This window comes from Streptomyces sp. NPDC058663 (assembly GCF_042716745.1).
GTDB lineage: Bacteria > Actinomycetota > Actinomycetes > Streptomycetales > Streptomycetaceae > Streptomyces.
In genome coordinates this window covers 1-14,494 of the sequence record NZ_JBHXRV010000018.1, presented here as the reverse complement: position 1 = coordinate 14,494, position 14,494 = coordinate 1, and the positions used below count along the sequence as shown (strand labels likewise).

At 72.5% G+C, this 14,494-nt stretch carries 15 protein-coding genes and 1 pseudogene; 9 read left to right on the top strand and 7 right to left on the bottom strand.

Annotation, left to right across the window (positions count from 1 at the left end):
* Positions 1-114 precede the first annotated feature (114 nt).
* From ACFWVV_RS15290 to ACFWVV_RS15280, 3 genes are all read right to left on the bottom strand, one after another.
* Entirely contained in the window at positions 115-951 is an 837-nt protein-coding gene (locus tag ACFWVV_RS15290) for a carbohydrate ABC transporter permease (RefSeq protein ID WP_384341687.1), read from the bottom strand.
* A gap of 3 nt (positions 952-954) precedes the next feature.
* Positions 955-1,833 (bottom strand): carbohydrate ABC transporter permease, encoded by an 879-nt coding sequence (locus ACFWVV_RS15285; RefSeq protein ID WP_384342167.1) that lies wholly within the window; start codon positions 1,831-1,833, stop codon positions 955-957.
* Between the two features lie 137 nt (positions 1,834-1,970).
* Entirely contained in the window at positions 1,971-3,266 is a 1,296-nt protein-coding gene (locus ACFWVV_RS15280) for an ABC transporter substrate-binding protein (protein WP_384341685.1), read from the bottom strand.
* Between the two features lie 235 nt (positions 3,267-3,501).
* Here ACFWVV_RS15280 and ACFWVV_RS15275 point away from each other — a divergent pair, with 235 nt between their 5' ends.
* The 3 genes from ACFWVV_RS15275 (at position 3,502) to ACFWVV_RS15265 (ending at position 6,390) form a co-directional block, all read left to right on the top strand.
* Entirely contained in the window at positions 3,502-4,227 is a 726-nt protein-coding gene (locus ACFWVV_RS15275; protein WP_384341683.1) for a sensor domain-containing protein, read from the top strand.
* Positions 4,228-4,235: 8 nt separating this feature from the next.
* Entirely contained in the window at positions 4,236-5,528 is a 1,293-nt protein-coding gene (locus ACFWVV_RS15270; RefSeq protein WP_384341681.1) for a sensor domain-containing protein, read from the top strand.
* Positions 5,529-5,736: 208 nt separating this feature from the next.
* Complete coding sequence (locus ACFWVV_RS15265; RefSeq protein ID WP_384342165.1) at positions 5,737-6,390, top strand: response regulator transcription factor; 654 nt, start codon at positions 5,737-5,739, stop codon at positions 6,388-6,390.
* An 86-nt stretch (positions 6,391-6,476) separates the two neighbouring features.
* Here the strand turns inward: ACFWVV_RS15265 and ACFWVV_RS15260 are convergent, their stop codons facing one another.
* Complete coding sequence (locus ACFWVV_RS15260) at positions 6,477-6,800, bottom strand: putative quinol monooxygenase (protein ID WP_384341679.1); 324 nt, start codon at positions 6,798-6,800, stop codon at positions 6,477-6,479.
* 371 nt (positions 6,801-7,171) lie between these two features.
* Between ACFWVV_RS15260 and ACFWVV_RS15255 the strand changes: the two genes are divergently transcribed.
* The 3 genes from ACFWVV_RS15255 (at position 7,172) to ACFWVV_RS15245 (ending at position 9,589) form a co-directional block, all read left to right on the top strand.
* Positions 7,172-8,482 (top strand): ferric reductase-like transmembrane domain-containing protein, encoded by a 1,311-nt coding sequence (locus tag ACFWVV_RS15255; protein WP_384342163.1) that lies wholly within the window; start codon positions 7,172-7,174, stop codon positions 8,480-8,482.
* Between the two features lie 80 nt (positions 8,483-8,562).
* The gene (locus ACFWVV_RS15250; RefSeq protein ID WP_384341678.1) at positions 8,563-8,766 is read left to right on the top strand and encodes a hypothetical protein; all 204 of its coding nucleotides are present in this window, start codon (positions 8,563-8,565) and stop codon (positions 8,764-8,766) included.
* A gap of 37 nt (positions 8,767-8,803) precedes the next feature.
* Positions 8,804-9,589 carry a TSUP family transporter gene (locus tag ACFWVV_RS15245; protein ID WP_384341676.1) on the top strand — a complete coding sequence of 262 codons (786 nt, stop codon included), beginning with the start codon at positions 8,804-8,806 and terminating at the stop codon, positions 9,587-9,589.
* 196 nt (positions 9,590-9,785) lie between these two features.
* Here the strand turns inward: ACFWVV_RS15245 and ACFWVV_RS15240 are convergent.
* Together ACFWVV_RS15240 and ACFWVV_RS15235 are read right to left on the bottom strand one after the other, a co-directional pair.
* A pseudogene (locus ACFWVV_RS15240) lies at positions 9,786-10,484 on the bottom strand (class F sortase); the annotation flags it as partial.
* A gap of 90 nt (positions 10,485-10,574) precedes the next feature.
* Positions 10,575-11,192 (bottom strand): hypothetical protein, encoded by a 618-nt coding sequence (locus ACFWVV_RS15235; RefSeq protein WP_384341674.1) that lies wholly within the window; start codon positions 11,190-11,192, stop codon positions 10,575-10,577.
* A gap of 515 nt (positions 11,193-11,707) precedes the next feature.
* Between ACFWVV_RS15235 and ACFWVV_RS15230 the strand changes: the two genes are divergently transcribed.
* Entirely contained in the window at positions 11,708-12,340 is a 633-nt protein-coding gene (locus tag ACFWVV_RS15230) for an NADPH-dependent FMN reductase (protein ID WP_384341672.1), read from the top strand.
* A gap of 405 nt (positions 12,341-12,745) precedes the next feature.
* On the top strand, positions 12,746-13,090 hold the full coding sequence (locus tag ACFWVV_RS15225; RefSeq protein ID WP_384341671.1) for an I78 family peptidase inhibitor: 345 nt from the start codon (positions 12,746-12,748) through the stop codon (positions 13,088-13,090).
* 107 nt (positions 13,091-13,197) lie between these two features.
* Here ACFWVV_RS15225 and ACFWVV_RS15220 read toward each other — a convergent pair whose 3' ends face one another.
* The gene (locus tag ACFWVV_RS15220; RefSeq protein ID WP_384341669.1) at positions 13,198-13,881 is read right to left on the bottom strand and encodes a vancomycin high temperature exclusion protein; all 684 of its coding nucleotides are present in this window, start codon (positions 13,879-13,881) and stop codon (positions 13,198-13,200) included.
* Between the two features lie 310 nt (positions 13,882-14,191).
* Here ACFWVV_RS15220 and ACFWVV_RS15215 point away from each other — a divergent pair, with 310 nt between their 5' ends.
* The gene (locus ACFWVV_RS15215; protein ID WP_384341667.1) at positions 14,192-14,362 is read left to right on the top strand and encodes a hydrophobic protein; all 171 of its coding nucleotides are present in this window, start codon (positions 14,192-14,194) and stop codon (positions 14,360-14,362) included.
* Positions 14,363-14,494 lie beyond the last annotated feature (132 nt).

The following is a 14,494-nucleotide window of genomic DNA, read 5'->3' as shown; positions in this document are numbered from 1 at the left end:
TCCAGGGTTCCGGGGACGGGGGGAGGGGCTCGGGTGTGCCCCCGGAACCTAGGTTTGCCGAGTTGACGGAACGTCAACCCGCGGTGAAGAAAAGGCGAAACGAAGAAGGGCGCCTCAGTCGTCGATGCCCGAGCGCTCCACACCCGCCACGATCCACCGCTGGAAAAACAGGAACACCAGCAGCAACGGCAGCACGGAGACCGCCGCCGCGATGAACAGCTCGTGCAGATTGACCGTCTGCGCCGTGTTGAGGGTGGCGAGCGCCACCTGCACCGTCCACGACCGCTGGTCCTGCCCGATCACCAGTGGCCACAGGAAGGAGTTCCACGCCCCGATGAAGACGATGGTGCCGACCGCGGCGAAGACCGGGCGCGCGTTCGGCACGACGACGAGCCAGTACGTCCGCCAGTACCCGAGCCCGTCGACGCGCGCCGCGTCCTCCAGCTCCCGGGGGAAGCCGAGGAAGTACTGCCGGAACACGAAGCACGCGAACGCCGAGAACAGCGTCGGGATGATCAGCCCGCGCAGTGTGGAGACCCAGCCGAGCGAGGAGACCAGTACGAAGCTGGGCACGAAGGTGACGGCCGCCGGGACCATCAGCGTGCCAAGCACCGCGGCGAAGACCTTGCCCGCGTGCCGGTAGGGGATGCGGGCGAGACCGTACCCGGCGAGCGAGGCGAGCAGCAGGGTGCCCAGCGTGGTGGCCACCGCGATCAGTGTGGAGTTGAGCAGGGAGCGGCCGAAGGGCACGGCGGTGCCGGCGAACAGTTCGGTGACGTTGTCCCAGCGCAGGGACGCGGGGAAGAGAGTCCACTCGGGAGAGGTGATCTCCTGGTCGGTGGCCAGCCCGTTGCGCAGCAGCAGGTAGAAGGGGACGAGGAAGAGCAGCGCGAGCGCGAGCAGCAGAGCCGTCCGCAGTGCGCGCCCCACCCGGACCAGGGCGTCGTCCATCGGTCAGTCCTCCTTCCGGCCGAGGCCGAAGAACCGGGCCTGGAAGACGGTCACGACGGCGATGACCAGTGCCAGGATGATCGCGCCCGCACTGCCGAGTCCGAGGTTCTGCCCCTGGCCGAGGGCCGTGTAGTAGAGGTAGACCAGCGGCGGCCTGGCGTACGGCGGATAGCCGCGCGAGTCGGAGAGCAGGTTGTAGAACTCGTCGAAGGCCTGGAAGGCGTTGATGACCAGGAGCAGGACGACGGCGACGGAGGTGGCGCGCAGCATGGGCAGGGTGATGTGCCGCAGGACCTGCCAGCCGGGGCGGGCGCCGTCCACCGACGCCGCCTCGTACAGGGACGGCGGGATGCGCTGCAGCCCGGCCAGGAAGAGGATCATGTAGAAGCCCGCCTGCAGCCACAGCCGTACGGTCACGACGACCAGCCAGTACCAGGGCGGGTCGGTGGTCGACAGCCAGGCGGTCTGGTCCGCGCCGAACCAGCCGAGCACGGTGTTCGCCAGCCCGAACCGCACCCCGTTGAAGATCGACATCTTCCAGATCAGCGCGGCGACCACGTAACTGCAGGCCGCCGGGAGGAAGAAGACCGACCGGAAGAAGGCCTGCGCGAACCGGAGCCGGTTCACCATCAGCGCGAGCGCGAGGGACAGCGCGTAGGTCGCCGGGACGATGAACGCGGTGAACAGCACGAAGGTGCCCATGCTGCTGGTGAAGGCGTCGTCCCGCAGCATCGCGGCGTAGTTGGCGAAGCCGACGAACTCCGTCGGGGAGACGGTGTTGTGCGCGTCGAAGAAGCTGAGGTACAGGCTCCACAGCAGTGGTACGTAGGTGAACAGGCCGAGTCCGAGTGCGAAGGGGCCGACGAACACCCAGAACCACAGCGTGCGGTTCTGGGTGCCCCACCTCGTGCCCCGCTTGCTGCCCCGCCTCGTGCCCCCCTTGCTGTCCCACCTCGCGCCCTTGCCCCGCGTCGTTGCCCGCTCGCGGGACGCGCGCGCCGTACCGGGGGTGCCACCGCTCACGAGGACTTCTTCTGCACGCGCCGCAGCTCCTCGCCGGCCTTGCGGACCACCTTCTTCAGCTCGGTTTCGGGGTTCGCGCCGTCCTTGATGATGCGGCTCAGCGCGTCCTGGTACGCGGTCTGGGCGAGCGGGGTCCACAGCAGCGGCTGGGCGTAGCCGTGCTCACCCGCGTACTTCACCGCGTCGGCCGCAGCCCCCTTCCGCAGCTTGTCGGCCTTCTTGGCGAGGGAGGTGCGGGCGGGGATGTGGAAGCCGTACGACAGGGCGAAGTCCGTCTGGAAATCGGCCTGCTCGATCCACAGCCACTTGATGTATTCCTTGGCCGCGGCCTGCTGCTTGCTGCGCGCGCTGACCGCCGCCCCGTACGCCCCGACCGGCACGGACGGCTTGCCCGCGGCGCCCTCCTTCGGGAACGGAAGCACCCCGAAGTCGTCCCCGAGCGCCTTCTCCACGGCCGGCAGCGCCCACAGCCCCGACCACTGCATCGCGGTCAGCCCCTGGATGAAGGCGGACGGGTCCGCCCAGTCCGTGGGGGCGCCGAGCAGCAGCGACTTGTCCGCGTACAGGGCGCGCAGCCGGCCGAGCGCGCGGGCAGCGGCCGGGTCGTCGAAGCCGACCTTGCCGTCGGCGGTGACGAGGGAGAGCCCGGCGGCGTACAGCGGGGTGCCGCCGACGGCGCCCGCGCCGCCGTCGTTGCCGAGGAAGAGCCCCTTCGTCCTCCTGTCCGTCAGTTTCTTCGCCGCGTCCACCAGCTCCTCCAGCGTGCGGGGCGGTTCGACGCCGGCGGCCCTCAACAGGCTCTTGCGGTAGAAGAGGATCTGCATGTCGACGACCTGCGGGACGGCGTAGATCCTGCCCCGGTACGTCTTGGGGGCCAGCACCGCGGCGTCGAAGTCGTCCTTCACCCCGTCGAAGAGGTCCGTGAGGTCGACGACCTGACCGCCCCGGATCTGGTCCAGGCTGGGGCCGTTGACCTCGAAGACGTCGGGGCCGCTGTCGGTGAGGAGGGCGGCGGCCGTCTGCTGGTCGTAGTTGCCCGGCCGCCACTGCACGGTGACCTTGGTCTTCCTGTACGCCGCCGCGTAGCGCCGCACGGCCTGCTCGGTGCCGTTCTCGCCGTACTGGTGGTACCACTGGGCGAGGCCGCCGCCCGGCCCGGTACCGCCGCCTCCCGTACCGCCGCCGCCCGAACTTCCGCCGCCGCGGCCCGTGTTGGAACCGCAGGCGCCGAGCGCTCCGGTGAGGGCGAGGGCGGATCCCGCGGCGAGGAGATTTCTGCGACTGATGGACATGCCTTGTTCCCCCAGTGGTCGACCGTCGGACCGGGCCATCGTGAAGCCGAACGGCCCGACGATCAACCATGCCTCGGATTTACGGCCGGTCCGTTGCGGCCGCATGTCACTTCTCGGAGGTCCGGGGGAGGAGCCTTCCGGGGCGGCTTTACCCCGCGGGGGTGGGGTAAACCGAACCGCGGACCTCCGTACGGGCACGCTCGTCCGGGAGGCCGCCGGCCGCCAGCCTTGAGGCATGGACACCCCCACGCACACCTCCGGCACGTCGTACGGCCAGGCCCAAGGCACGGGCGCTTCCGGCTCCGGCACCCAAGCCCCCGGCACCCACGCCCCCGGCGCGCGTACCTCCCGCTCCGGCATCCCCGTCACCGGCGCACCCGCCCCGCACCGCCGCTTCCCCGGATGGCGCTCCGTCCTCCGCGAGCCCTTCCGGTCCGCGACCTGGCGTCGGGTCGCCCACCTCCTCCTGGCACTGCCCCTCGCCCTGCTCTGCCTCCCGGTGGCCTTCCTGGGCGGCCCGGTCGGCAGGATGCAGTTCTGGCTGGTGCGGCGGGTGCTGCGGGCGGACCCGGGCACCGAGATACGTGAACGTGCAGGGCCGCTCGGGGTGGTGCACGCCCTGGCCGTCGCACCGCTCGCGCTGGTCTCTGTCGTCGTCGTGGGGTACGGCTGGTCACTCGTCGCGCTCAACCTCGGTTACCCGCTGCGCGTCGACAACGACTTCGCCCGGTCCTGGGGCGGCCCCACCCTGGCCGGCGCCTGGGCGGTGCACGCGGCGGGCGGTGTGGTGTTCCTGCTGCTGATGCCGTGGGTCGTCAAGGGGCTGAGCGCGCTGCACGTACGGCTCGCCACCGGGCTCCTGGGACGGGAGCGGGCCGGTCTCGGGCGGAGCGTCGCCCTCGCACTGGGAGTGGCGGCGCTCTGCGGGCTGCTGTCCGTGCCGGTCATCCATCAGCTTTAGTGGCCACCATGCACCGCCGTCTCCTCCCGCCCGGCGCCCAGGCCGTCCGTCTCCGTACCCCGGCGCACGCCAGGACCCTGCTGTACGCCCTGCTCGCGCTGCCGTTCGGCCTGGTGGGCGCGGTGCTGGTGCTTGCCGGGCTGCTGGCCGGAGGCGCCCTGGCGGTCACCGCCCCCGGCCCGTGGCTGATCGCGGCGACCGTACGGGGTGCGGCGGGCCTCGGTTCCCTCCAGCGCGGCCTGGCACGCCGGCTGCGGGGCGCCGACATCGAGGACCCCGTACGGGCGGAAGCGACCGGGCTGCTCGGCTGGCGCCGCAGCGCGCTGGCCGACCGGGCGGGATGGCGGGCCGTCGGCTGGGCGTGCGCCGCCCCACTGCTCGCCCTCCCGGCGCTCGTGGCCGCCACCGTCGGATATGTGTACGGCCTCCTCTTCCTGCTGCACCCGCTGCTCCAGCACGTCAACTACCAGACGGTGCACGGGCCCGACGGGCGTGAGCGGCACGTCTCGCTCGAACTCCTCGGCGTACAGCTGGACACCTGGCCGCGATGGGTGGTGGTCGTGCTGGCAGGCGCCCTCCTCCTGGCGGCCGCGCCCTGGCTGGTCCGCCGGGCCCTCGTGCCGTACGACCTCGTCCTGCGCGCGCTCCTCGGTCCAGGGGCTGCCGACCGGCGCATCCGTACCCTGGAGGAGACCCGTGCGCAGGCCGTCGAGGACACGGCGGCCACCCTGCGGCGCATCGAACGCGACCTCCACGACGGCACCCAGGCCCGGCTCGTCGGGCTCGGCATGCACCTCACCATGATCCGCGAGCTCGTCGTGGCCGGTGCGGACCGGGACCGGCTGCTCGCCGTCGTCGAGACCGCCAGGGGCAACGCCACCCAGGCCGTCGCCGACCTGCGCCACCTCGTCAAGGGCATCCACCCGCCCGTACTGGACCAGGGCCTCGACGCCGCACTCGCCACCCTGGCGGCCGACTGTCCGCTGGCGGTGTGCGTACGGGTCCGGATCGCAGTGCGCCCTTACCCGGCCCTGGAGTCCATCGCCTACTTCTGCACCGCCGAACTGCTGGCGAACGCCGCCAAGCACAGCGGAGCCGGTGCGGTGGACGTCGAAGTGACCGCGGACGGGGGACGGCTGACGCTGCGGGTGCGGGACGACGGCCGTGGGGGAGCGGTGGTCGGTGCGGGCAGCGGACTGAGCGGGCTGCTCGGCCGGATCCGCGCGGTGGACGGGACACTGGAGTGCGACAGCCCAGCAGGTGGGCCTACCGTGATCACTGTCGTACTGCCCTGCAGTTAGGGCCTGTCCGGCGCATCCTGCCGGGGCCGCGGGCCCTTGCGTACCGGAGCGGGAGGCCCGGGCGCCCCACTGACCGAGGGAGCTCCACCCGACCATGCGCCCCCCGTCCGAGCCGTCGCTGCCTGAGCCGTTGCCGTCCGAGCCGCCGTCGCCGGGCGAGTCGTCGTCGTCCGAGCCGCGGTCGGCGTCCGCGTCCGCGCCCTCGTCCCTGCGTGTCGTCATCGCCGAGGATTCCGCACTGCTGCGCGACGGGCTGGTGCAGTTGCTCGCGATGCGCGGCGTGGAGGTGGTGGCGGCGGTCGGCGACGCGGAGCGGCTGCTGGCGGCGGTGGCCGAGCACCGGCCGGACGCCGCGGTGGTCGACGTACGGATGCCGCCGACGCAGACGGACGAGGGGCTGCGGGCCGCGGTGGAGATCAGGCGGACCTGGCCCGGGGTGGGGGTGCTGATCTTCTCCCAGTACGTGGAGACGCGGTACGCCGCGGAACTGCTGGGCGGCGGCCGGGGCGGCGGTGCGGGTGTCGGCTATCTGCTGAAGGAACGCGTCGTCGACATCGGCGAGTTCGTGGACGCGATCGGGCGGGTCGCCGCGGGCGGCACCGCGCTCGACCCGGAGGTGGTGGCCCAGCTGTTCGGCGCGAGCAGGCGGCGGTCGGCGCTGGACGGGCTGACCCCGCGCGAGCGCGAGGTGCTCGCGCTGATGGCACAGGGGCTGACGAACCAGTCGGTCGCGCGACGCTTCGTGGTGACGGACCGGGCCGTCGAGAAGCACGTGGCGAACATCTTCGCCAAGCTGGGACTCGCGGTGGAGGAGGGCGGGCACCGCAGGGTGCTGGCGGTGCTCAGGTATCTGGAGGGGTAGGGCGGGCACCCCGTGTGAGAGCCCGCCCCCCAACCCGTCCACAGCCCGCCCGAAGCCCGTCCGGGGCCCGCCCGTGCCCGACAGGGTCAGCCGATCTTCAGCTCACCCATCTCGCTCCAGCCCGTCTGCCCCTCGATCGTCGTGCTGACGATCTCCGGCGTGTGGCGCAGCAGCGGGCGCATGGTCTCCATGGCGGCGCGGAAGTGGTCGGAGTCGACGTGCGCGGCGGCGGCGTCGTCCTGGAACGCCTCGACCAGGGTGTAGGAGGCCGGATCCGCCACGCTGCGGGACCACTCGAACCACAGGTTGCCCGGCTCGGCGCGCGTCGCGGTGGTGAACGCCTCGACGTGGCTCATCCAGGAATCGGCGTACTCCGGCTTTACGGGGAACTTCACGACAATAAAGATCATTGCCCCATTCTAGGGCGGCCGCTTAACCGTCCTTCAGCACTCCCTCAAGGCCGCCTTAAGGAACCGGCCGCACGGCTCTGACCAGCCCATTTTCCCCGGCGGCCACCCCTAGTGTGCCGGTTGTGACGATCGAGGCCACCCCACCGCCGGCGCATGCCTACCCCGCCCTGGCGGCCTACCTGTCCCGCACCGACCCACCCCGCACGACCCCACCCCGCACCGACCCACCCCGCACGACCCCACCCTGCACGACCCAGCCCCGAGGCGACGGGCCCCGTCCGGCCCCGGGCCCGGACGCGGCCCGCGCCGCGGCTCCCGCAGCCGGTGCCGCGTCGGCCGCCGCGGTGCTGACGGCTCCGTCCGCAGCGCCCGTGGCGCCGCGGTTGTCGCCCCGTACCGTCCGGGCCGGCATCCTCGCCGGGCTCGGGGCCGTCTGCGTGCTGTGGGGCGTACAGGCCGTGCCGTCGTTCCGGCTCGACGTGCTGTTCGCGTCCGGGGCGCACCTGACCGGGCTGCTCGCCGGGTACGGGGTGCTGGTCATGCTGTTCCTGATGGCGCGGGTGCCCGCCGTCGAGCACGGGGTCGGCGCGGACCGGCTGGCCCGCTGGCACGCGCTCGGCGGGCGGTACGTGCTGTCGCTGTGCGTCGCGCACGGAGTGCTGGCGCTGTGCGGGTACGCCGCGCACGGCGGAGCGGACCTCCTCACGGCGGGAGCGGAGCTGCTCGGCTACGGGGGTGTCCTGGCTGCCGTGGCCGGGACCTTGCTGCTCGCGGCGGTGGGCGTCACCTCGGCGCGCGCCGTCCGGCGCAGGGTCAGGCACGAGACCTGGCGGGGCGTCCACCTCCTGACGTACCTCGGCGCGGGACTCGGCTTCGTGCACCAGCTGGCCGGCCCCGACGTGGCGAGCCATCCGCTCGTGCTGTGGACGTGGGCGATGCTGCACGCGAGCGTGGCGGTGCTGCTGGTCTGGTACCGGGCTGTGGTGCCCGTACGGCAGGCGCTGAGGCACCGGCTGCGGGTGGCCGAGGTGCGGGACGAGGCGCCCGGTGTGGTGTCGGTGGTGGTGCGCGGCACCGGACTCGACGAACTGCGGGCGGAGGCGGGCCAGTTCTTCCGGTGGCGGTTCCTGCAGCGCCGGGTGTGGCACACCGCGCTGCCGTTCTCGCTGTCCGCGCCGGTCAGGGACGACACCATGCGGATCACGGTCAAGGCGGCGGGCGACCACACCAGGCGGCTGCGCAGGCTGCGGGTCGGCACCCGGGTGCTGGCGACCGGACCCTTCGGGGCGATGACCGCGCACCGGCGCACCCGGCGCAAGGTACTGCTGCTGGCCGGCGGCGTGGGCATCACTCCGATGCGAGCCCTCTTCGAGACCCTGCCGGGCGGCCCCGGCGAACTGACGCTGCTCTACCGGGCCAACAACGCGGGGCAGCTGGTGCTCAGGGCGGAGCTGGAGGAGATCGCCCGGGTCCGCGGGGCCGAACTGCACTTCCTGCTCGGCGCGTCCGACGCCGCGTACGACCCCATGGCCCCCCAGGCGCTGCGCGCACTGCTGCCCGACATCGCCGAACACGACGTGTACCTGTGCGGGCCGCCCGCGATGGCACGGGCCGCGACCGTCTCGCTGGGCAGGGCCGGCGTGCCCGAGTCCCGTATCCACGCCGAGGTCTTCAGCTTCTAGCCCCCTGCCCCCGCTTCCCCTCTTCGCTTCCCTCCTCGCTTTCCGTCCTCCGACTCCAACCTCCAGGGACCCCAGCCCCCATGGCACGTCACCGCAGACCCGCCCCGCTCCGCACCGCTGCCGTCGCCGCCCGGGCCCGTCGGCACGTCGCCGCCGGGCTCTTCGGCGTGAGCGCGCTCACCGCGACCTTCCTGTCCGTGGCCGTCGCGCCGGCCGCCCCGCCCGCCCCCGACCGGGCGCCCGCAACGGGCGGTTCGGGCCTTGCTCAACTTTCCATCAAGTAAGTGGCCCATGAAGGTGGTGCCTCGTACTGTCGTGGCCATGCCCGACATCTCGATCACCGCCGTCATCCTGCTGTGCCTCGCGGCTGCTGCCGCCGGATGGGTCGACGCGGTGGTGGGCGGCGGCGGGCTGCTGCTCCTGCCCGCCCTGGTCATGGGGCTGCCGGGCACCATGGCGAGCACGTTCGCACTGGGTACGAACAAGGCGGTCGCGATCGTCGGCACGACCGGCGCGGCGATCACCTATGTGCGCAAGGCGCCGGTGGACGTGCGGATCGCGGTACGGATCGGCATCGCGGCGCTCGCCGGGTCGATGGCCGGGGCGTTCTTCGCCGCCGGGATCAGCAACGAGGTCATGCGCCCCATGATCATGGTCGTTCTGGTGGGCGTCGGCACCTTCGTCATCTTCCGGCCGAACTTCGGCACCGCGCCCGCCACCGGCCCCGCCACCAAGCAGCGGATCCTCGCCGCGATCCTCCTCGCGGGCTGCGGCATCGGCTTCTACGACGGCCTGTTCGGGCCCGGCACCGGCACCTTCCTGGTGCTCGCGCTGGCCGCGATCCTGCACTTCGACATGGTCACCGCGTCCGCCACCGCGAAGATCGTCAACGTGTGCACCAACGCCGGGGCGCTCGCCATGTTCGCCTACCAGGGGTACGTGCTGTGGCAACTGGGGCTGCTGATGGCGGTGTTCAATTTGGCGGGCGCCATGCTGGGCGCGCGCACCGCGCTCAAGAAGGGCAGCGGATTCGTCAGGGTGGTGCTGCTGGTGGTGGTGTTCACCCTCGTGGCCAAGCTGGCGTACGACCAGTGGGTGGCGGCCTGAGACCGGGAGCCACGCCACCGGCACCCGGCCGACGGGCCACAGGCCCTGGTCCCGCTCTCCCGTCCGCCCGCGGTGCCGCTTCGTCGTCCGCCCGCGGTGCCGCCTTCTGGTCCGGCCGCGGTCCCGCTTCGTCGTCCGTCTCCGGACCTGCCTTCTCGTCCGGCCGCGATCCTGCGGTTCGGGTGGCGGACACCGCCCGCACCCCAGTGAGGTGCGCGTACGCCACCACATTGCCCCGGTAGCCCTGGCCCTCGACGAAGCCGCCCCCACAGGTGATCACCCGCAGTTCGGGGCGGGGGGCCTTGCCGTAGACCTTGTCGTCCGGGAACTTCCCGGCGTCGTACACCTCGATCGCGTCGATGGTGAACACGGCGGTCCTGCCGTCCTCGCGCAGCACTTCCACCGTGTGCCCCTTGCGCAGCGAACCGAGGTGGAAGAAGACCGCGGGGCCGCTCGCCGTGTCGACGTGCCCGGCGACGATCGCGGTGCCCGAGGTGCCGGGCGGGGTGCCGTCCCGGTACCAGCCCGCGATATTGGGATCGTCCTGGGGCGGTACGTCGAGAGAGCCCCCGGCACCGAGGCCGAGCCCCATCACGGGGGTGTCCACCCGGATCTGCGGAATACGCAGCCGGAGAGGCGCGGACGGCGGCAGTGGGGCGGGCGCGGGTGCGGCAGCCGCGGGGCGCTCGGGAGGCGGGCCCCCCGACCGGTCCGCGCGGCCCGCCGCGAACGCCTCGGCGGCGGTCGGCTGCGGCGGGGCTGTGCCCTCCGCCGCACCCTCCCTGACCAGCCACAGTCCGGTGAGCGCGGCAATGACGACCAGGGCGCCCTGGGCGCGGAGCCGGGCGGAGCCCGCGGCACCCGGGGCACTTCCTGGCGGCTCGGTCACTGGCATGGGGGCACTCCCACTGGTCCACTCGTGCGTACGGCCCGTGTCCCCGCCCGGGACTCATGGTGAAGGGCGGGGACACGGATCGGCGGCGGTTCAGCCGTGCTGCTGCGTCTCCCTCGCCCGGCGACGCAGCAGCAGCCAGCCGCCGCCCACGGCGGACGCGGCCAGTACGGCCGCTCCCACCGCGATCTGGGGGGTGCCGGGGCCGGTCGTGCCGCCGCCTACACCGGTGCGTACGTGACCCGTGGGAGTGGTGGGGCTGTGCGTGGGGGAGGGGTGGTGGGGGCTGGGCACCGGTGCGCCCGCCTCCACCCACAGGGCGCCCATCGCCGACCCTTGTCCGTCCGCGCAGGACACGGTGACCGGGTACTCGCCGCCGGTGGTGTGGTTCGGCACCTTGAACTTGCCCACCAGCACTTCCTTGTGGGTGGCCCTCTCCATCGGGAACTCGTTGACGCCGAGCGAAGAGGCCTCGCCACTGCCGGCGCCTTCGGGCCCGCACGCGGTGGTGTTCACCGTGACCTCCGTGCCGGGCGCCGCCGTCGGCGGGTTGAACTCCAGCTCCCCGGCGGCGTCCTCGTTCTCCGCATGGGCCACCCCGCCCGCTCCCGGCACACCAGGTGCGCCCAGCGCGAGGACGGCGGCAGCGGCGGCGATCACCGTGCCGGTCGTGCGGAGGCGGGGGCGGGGGCGGGCGACGGGCTGGTGCATGGGAGTCCTCCGGGGGCGTACCGCTCTTGCTCTTCGTCCTGCTGCCGGCCGGCCGTCGGCCGACTGCTGTCCGGCGTCCGGCTTCCGGCGTGTCCGGGATCCGGCATCCTCGGCGTCCGGCGTCCGCGTGTCAGGCGTCCGTGTCCCGGTACCTCTGGCGCGTACCGCTGTCTCCGAGATAAACGGCGTCCGGCTCCTCCCGCCTGCCGAGACGGCGCGTCATAGGGTGCCGGGGGCTGCTCCTTCACCCGTACGCCAGCTTGTTCGGGCAGGTCAGCGGCGGTGGCGGGGGATCAGGCGGCGCACCGGACCGAATGGGTGACGGTGCGACGGAACAACCACTTCGGGGAGCGGAGGGCGGCCAGAGGGAGGGGCCGGAGAGGGGAGGAAGGGGTTGGAGAGGGGTCGGAGAGATGCCGGAGAGGGGCGGGGCCCGGCTCGGCGCACGGTACCGGGAAAGAAGTTTCCCGCCCGCGCTTGACCTCAAGTTTGCTTGAGGTCGGAGTCTTCTCGGCATGGACCTCACGAGCACCGCATCCGCTGTCACCGCCCGCCACGACTCCGCCGACGACAGGCCCGTCCGGGTCGCCGTCGTCGTCGCCAGCAACCGCGAGGGGCGCTTCGCCCCGGTCATCTCCCAGTGGTTCCTTACCCGCGCCGAGGAGTTCGGCGGGCTGGAACTCGACGTCGTCGATGTCGCCGACGTGGCGCTGCCGACCGCCCTCTCCTTCAACCCCTCCGACGCCGTACGGGCCGAACACGTCGCCATCGCGGCGAGACTGGCGGCCGCGGACGCCTTCGTCGTCATCACCCCCGAGTACAACCACTCCTACCCGGCGGGGCTGAAGAACCTGATCGACTGGTTCACCACCGAATGGCACGCCAAGCCCGTCGGGTTCGTCTCCTACGGAGGCCTCTCCGGCGGTCTGCGTGCCGTCGAGCACCTGCGGCAGGTCTTCGCCGAACTGCACGCGGTGACGATCCGCGACACCGTCTCCTTCCACGGGCCGTGGGGCCAGTTCGACGAGGACGGGCAGCACACCGACTCCGACGCGAGCGAGACCGCCGCCAAGTCCCTGCTGGGGAAGCTCTCCTGGTGGGCCCTGGCCCTGCGCGACGCCAAGTCCGCCCGCCCCTTCGCCGCGTAGCAAGCGCCGCGCCGCGCCCCTCGCAGACGTGCCCGTCACAGATGAGGCCCCTGCCCGACATGCACGCGCTCGTCGCCCCCTTGGGCGGCGGGGCCGCCCCCCCGGGGGGGCGGAACGGGCGGGCAAGGGGGCGGCCCCCCGGCGGAGCCGAACAACCCGCCCCCGCCCACCGACACCCCGTCCCACCTACACCCCCGCCCCCCCAGCGGATGCACCGCCGGCTCCGGCCGCTCCGTACCCGAATCCAACGGCAACCCGGACATTCTGGAACAGCCGTCCATCCGCCACGGCTCTCCCGCACCCCCCTCCGATCGGGCCCCGCCTTCGAACGCGCCGACACGCCGCCCACTCGAACGGGTGTAACGGGTTTGGTGGTTGCCCGTTACCAGTAGCAACCTGCCCTGCATGCACAGCTCACACCTGAAGACCCTCGTGACCGCCGCAGCCCTGGCCGCCACCTTCTTCGCCCCCACCGGCGAGGCCCGCGCCGCCGAGCCGCATGCCGCCGAGCCCCACCCCCCGGTGGCCTCCGCACCCGACCACGCGCAGTGGGTGGGCAGGACACTGGTCCGCGCCGGGGAGTGGCCCTCCTTCGCCGTCCCGGCCGACCGCCTGGTGCACGAGCGCGACCTTCCCGAGCCGTACCGGATCGTCACCCCGGGTTCCTTCGTGACGCAGGACTACCGCCCGGACCGGGTGAACGTCTTCGTCGACGACCAGGGCACCATCACCCACGTCACCCTCGGCTGAACACGCCCCGCGCACCCCGCTCCCCGCACGCCTGGCGCACCCCGTGCACCCCGCACACTCCCACGCCCGCTCCCACCACGCCCCTCGCCCCAGGGTGCCGCCGGTGATCAGCGCAGCGCCTCGGTCACGCCCTTCTCCCGCTCACCGAGGAAGTGCGGATCGGGCTTGAACGCGGCGTCCAGCGCGGCCTTCGACGCGGCGAACATCTCCCGGGCCCCGCCGTAGTACCAGGTCGCGTCGTGCACGTCGTCGACGCCGACCCCGAAGCCCTCGACCCCGGCCGCGTCGCAGAGCGCGACGGCCCGCCGTATGTGGAAGCCCTGGCTGATCAGTACCGCCCGGTCGACGCCGAAGATCTTCTTGGCCCGTACGCAGGAGTCCCAGGTGTCGAAGCCGGCGTAGTCGCTCACCACGTGCTTGTCCGGCACCCCGTGCCACACCAGGTAGCCGCGCATCGCGTCCGGCTCGTCGTACTCCGCGCGTCCGTTGTCCCCCGTCACCAGCACCACGCGCACCTTGCCCGCCCGGTACAGCTCCGCCGCCGCGTCCAGCCGCCTCGCCAGGTACGGAGTCGGCTCGCCCCGCCACAGCCCGGCTCCGAAGACGATCGCCACCTCCCGCTCCGGCGCCCGGGCCACCTCCCCGACCCGCCCGCCGGCCGCCGCGTACGTCCAGGTCGAGGGGATCAGGGCCAGGACGCACCCCGCCATGACGGCCTGGACGAGGCGTCGCTTCCCCCGCCTGCTCCCCGGCAGCCGGGGCCACTTCACCTCGACGCGTCTCAGCCGCATGACATTCCCCCGTGGTACGTGCAGGTCTCCTGCCTGTCCGACGCCCGGGCGGGCGCGAAAGTTCCGCAGTTCCGCGCCGCGCCGGTCGCGCCGCGCCGGTCGCGCCGCGCCGGTCGCGCCGCGCCGGTCGCGCGTGCTGGTCGCGTCCGCCGGTCGCGCGTGCCCGTCGCGCACGCCCGTTGCGTGTGACCCTTCCGCTTCTCCCCGAGGCCCGGGGCGGGTGCGGGGGCGGGGGCGCGAAAAGCAGTGCTAATTCAGCGTGCATGCCAAGGAATCCTCGGGGCACACGTCTGCCTGGAGGTTGATAACCATGGTTCCCCTGCTTCTCGTTCTCCTGCTGATCCTGATCCTTTTCGGTGCCGGATTCGCAGTAAAGATTCTCTGGTGGATCGCCATTGCCGTACTGGTGCTGTGGCTGCTCGGTTTCGTTGCCCGGTCCAGTGGCAGCGGTGGCCGACGTGGTCGCTGGTACCGCTGGTAGCCAGGACCGAACTGTGCCTGCAGGTCAGGACACGACTGTGAAGGCGTAGTGCAACGGCACGAATGCGGGTGGCCCGGACAGACATCTGTCCGGGCCACCCGCACTGTCACTTATAAACATATCCCAGCCCAC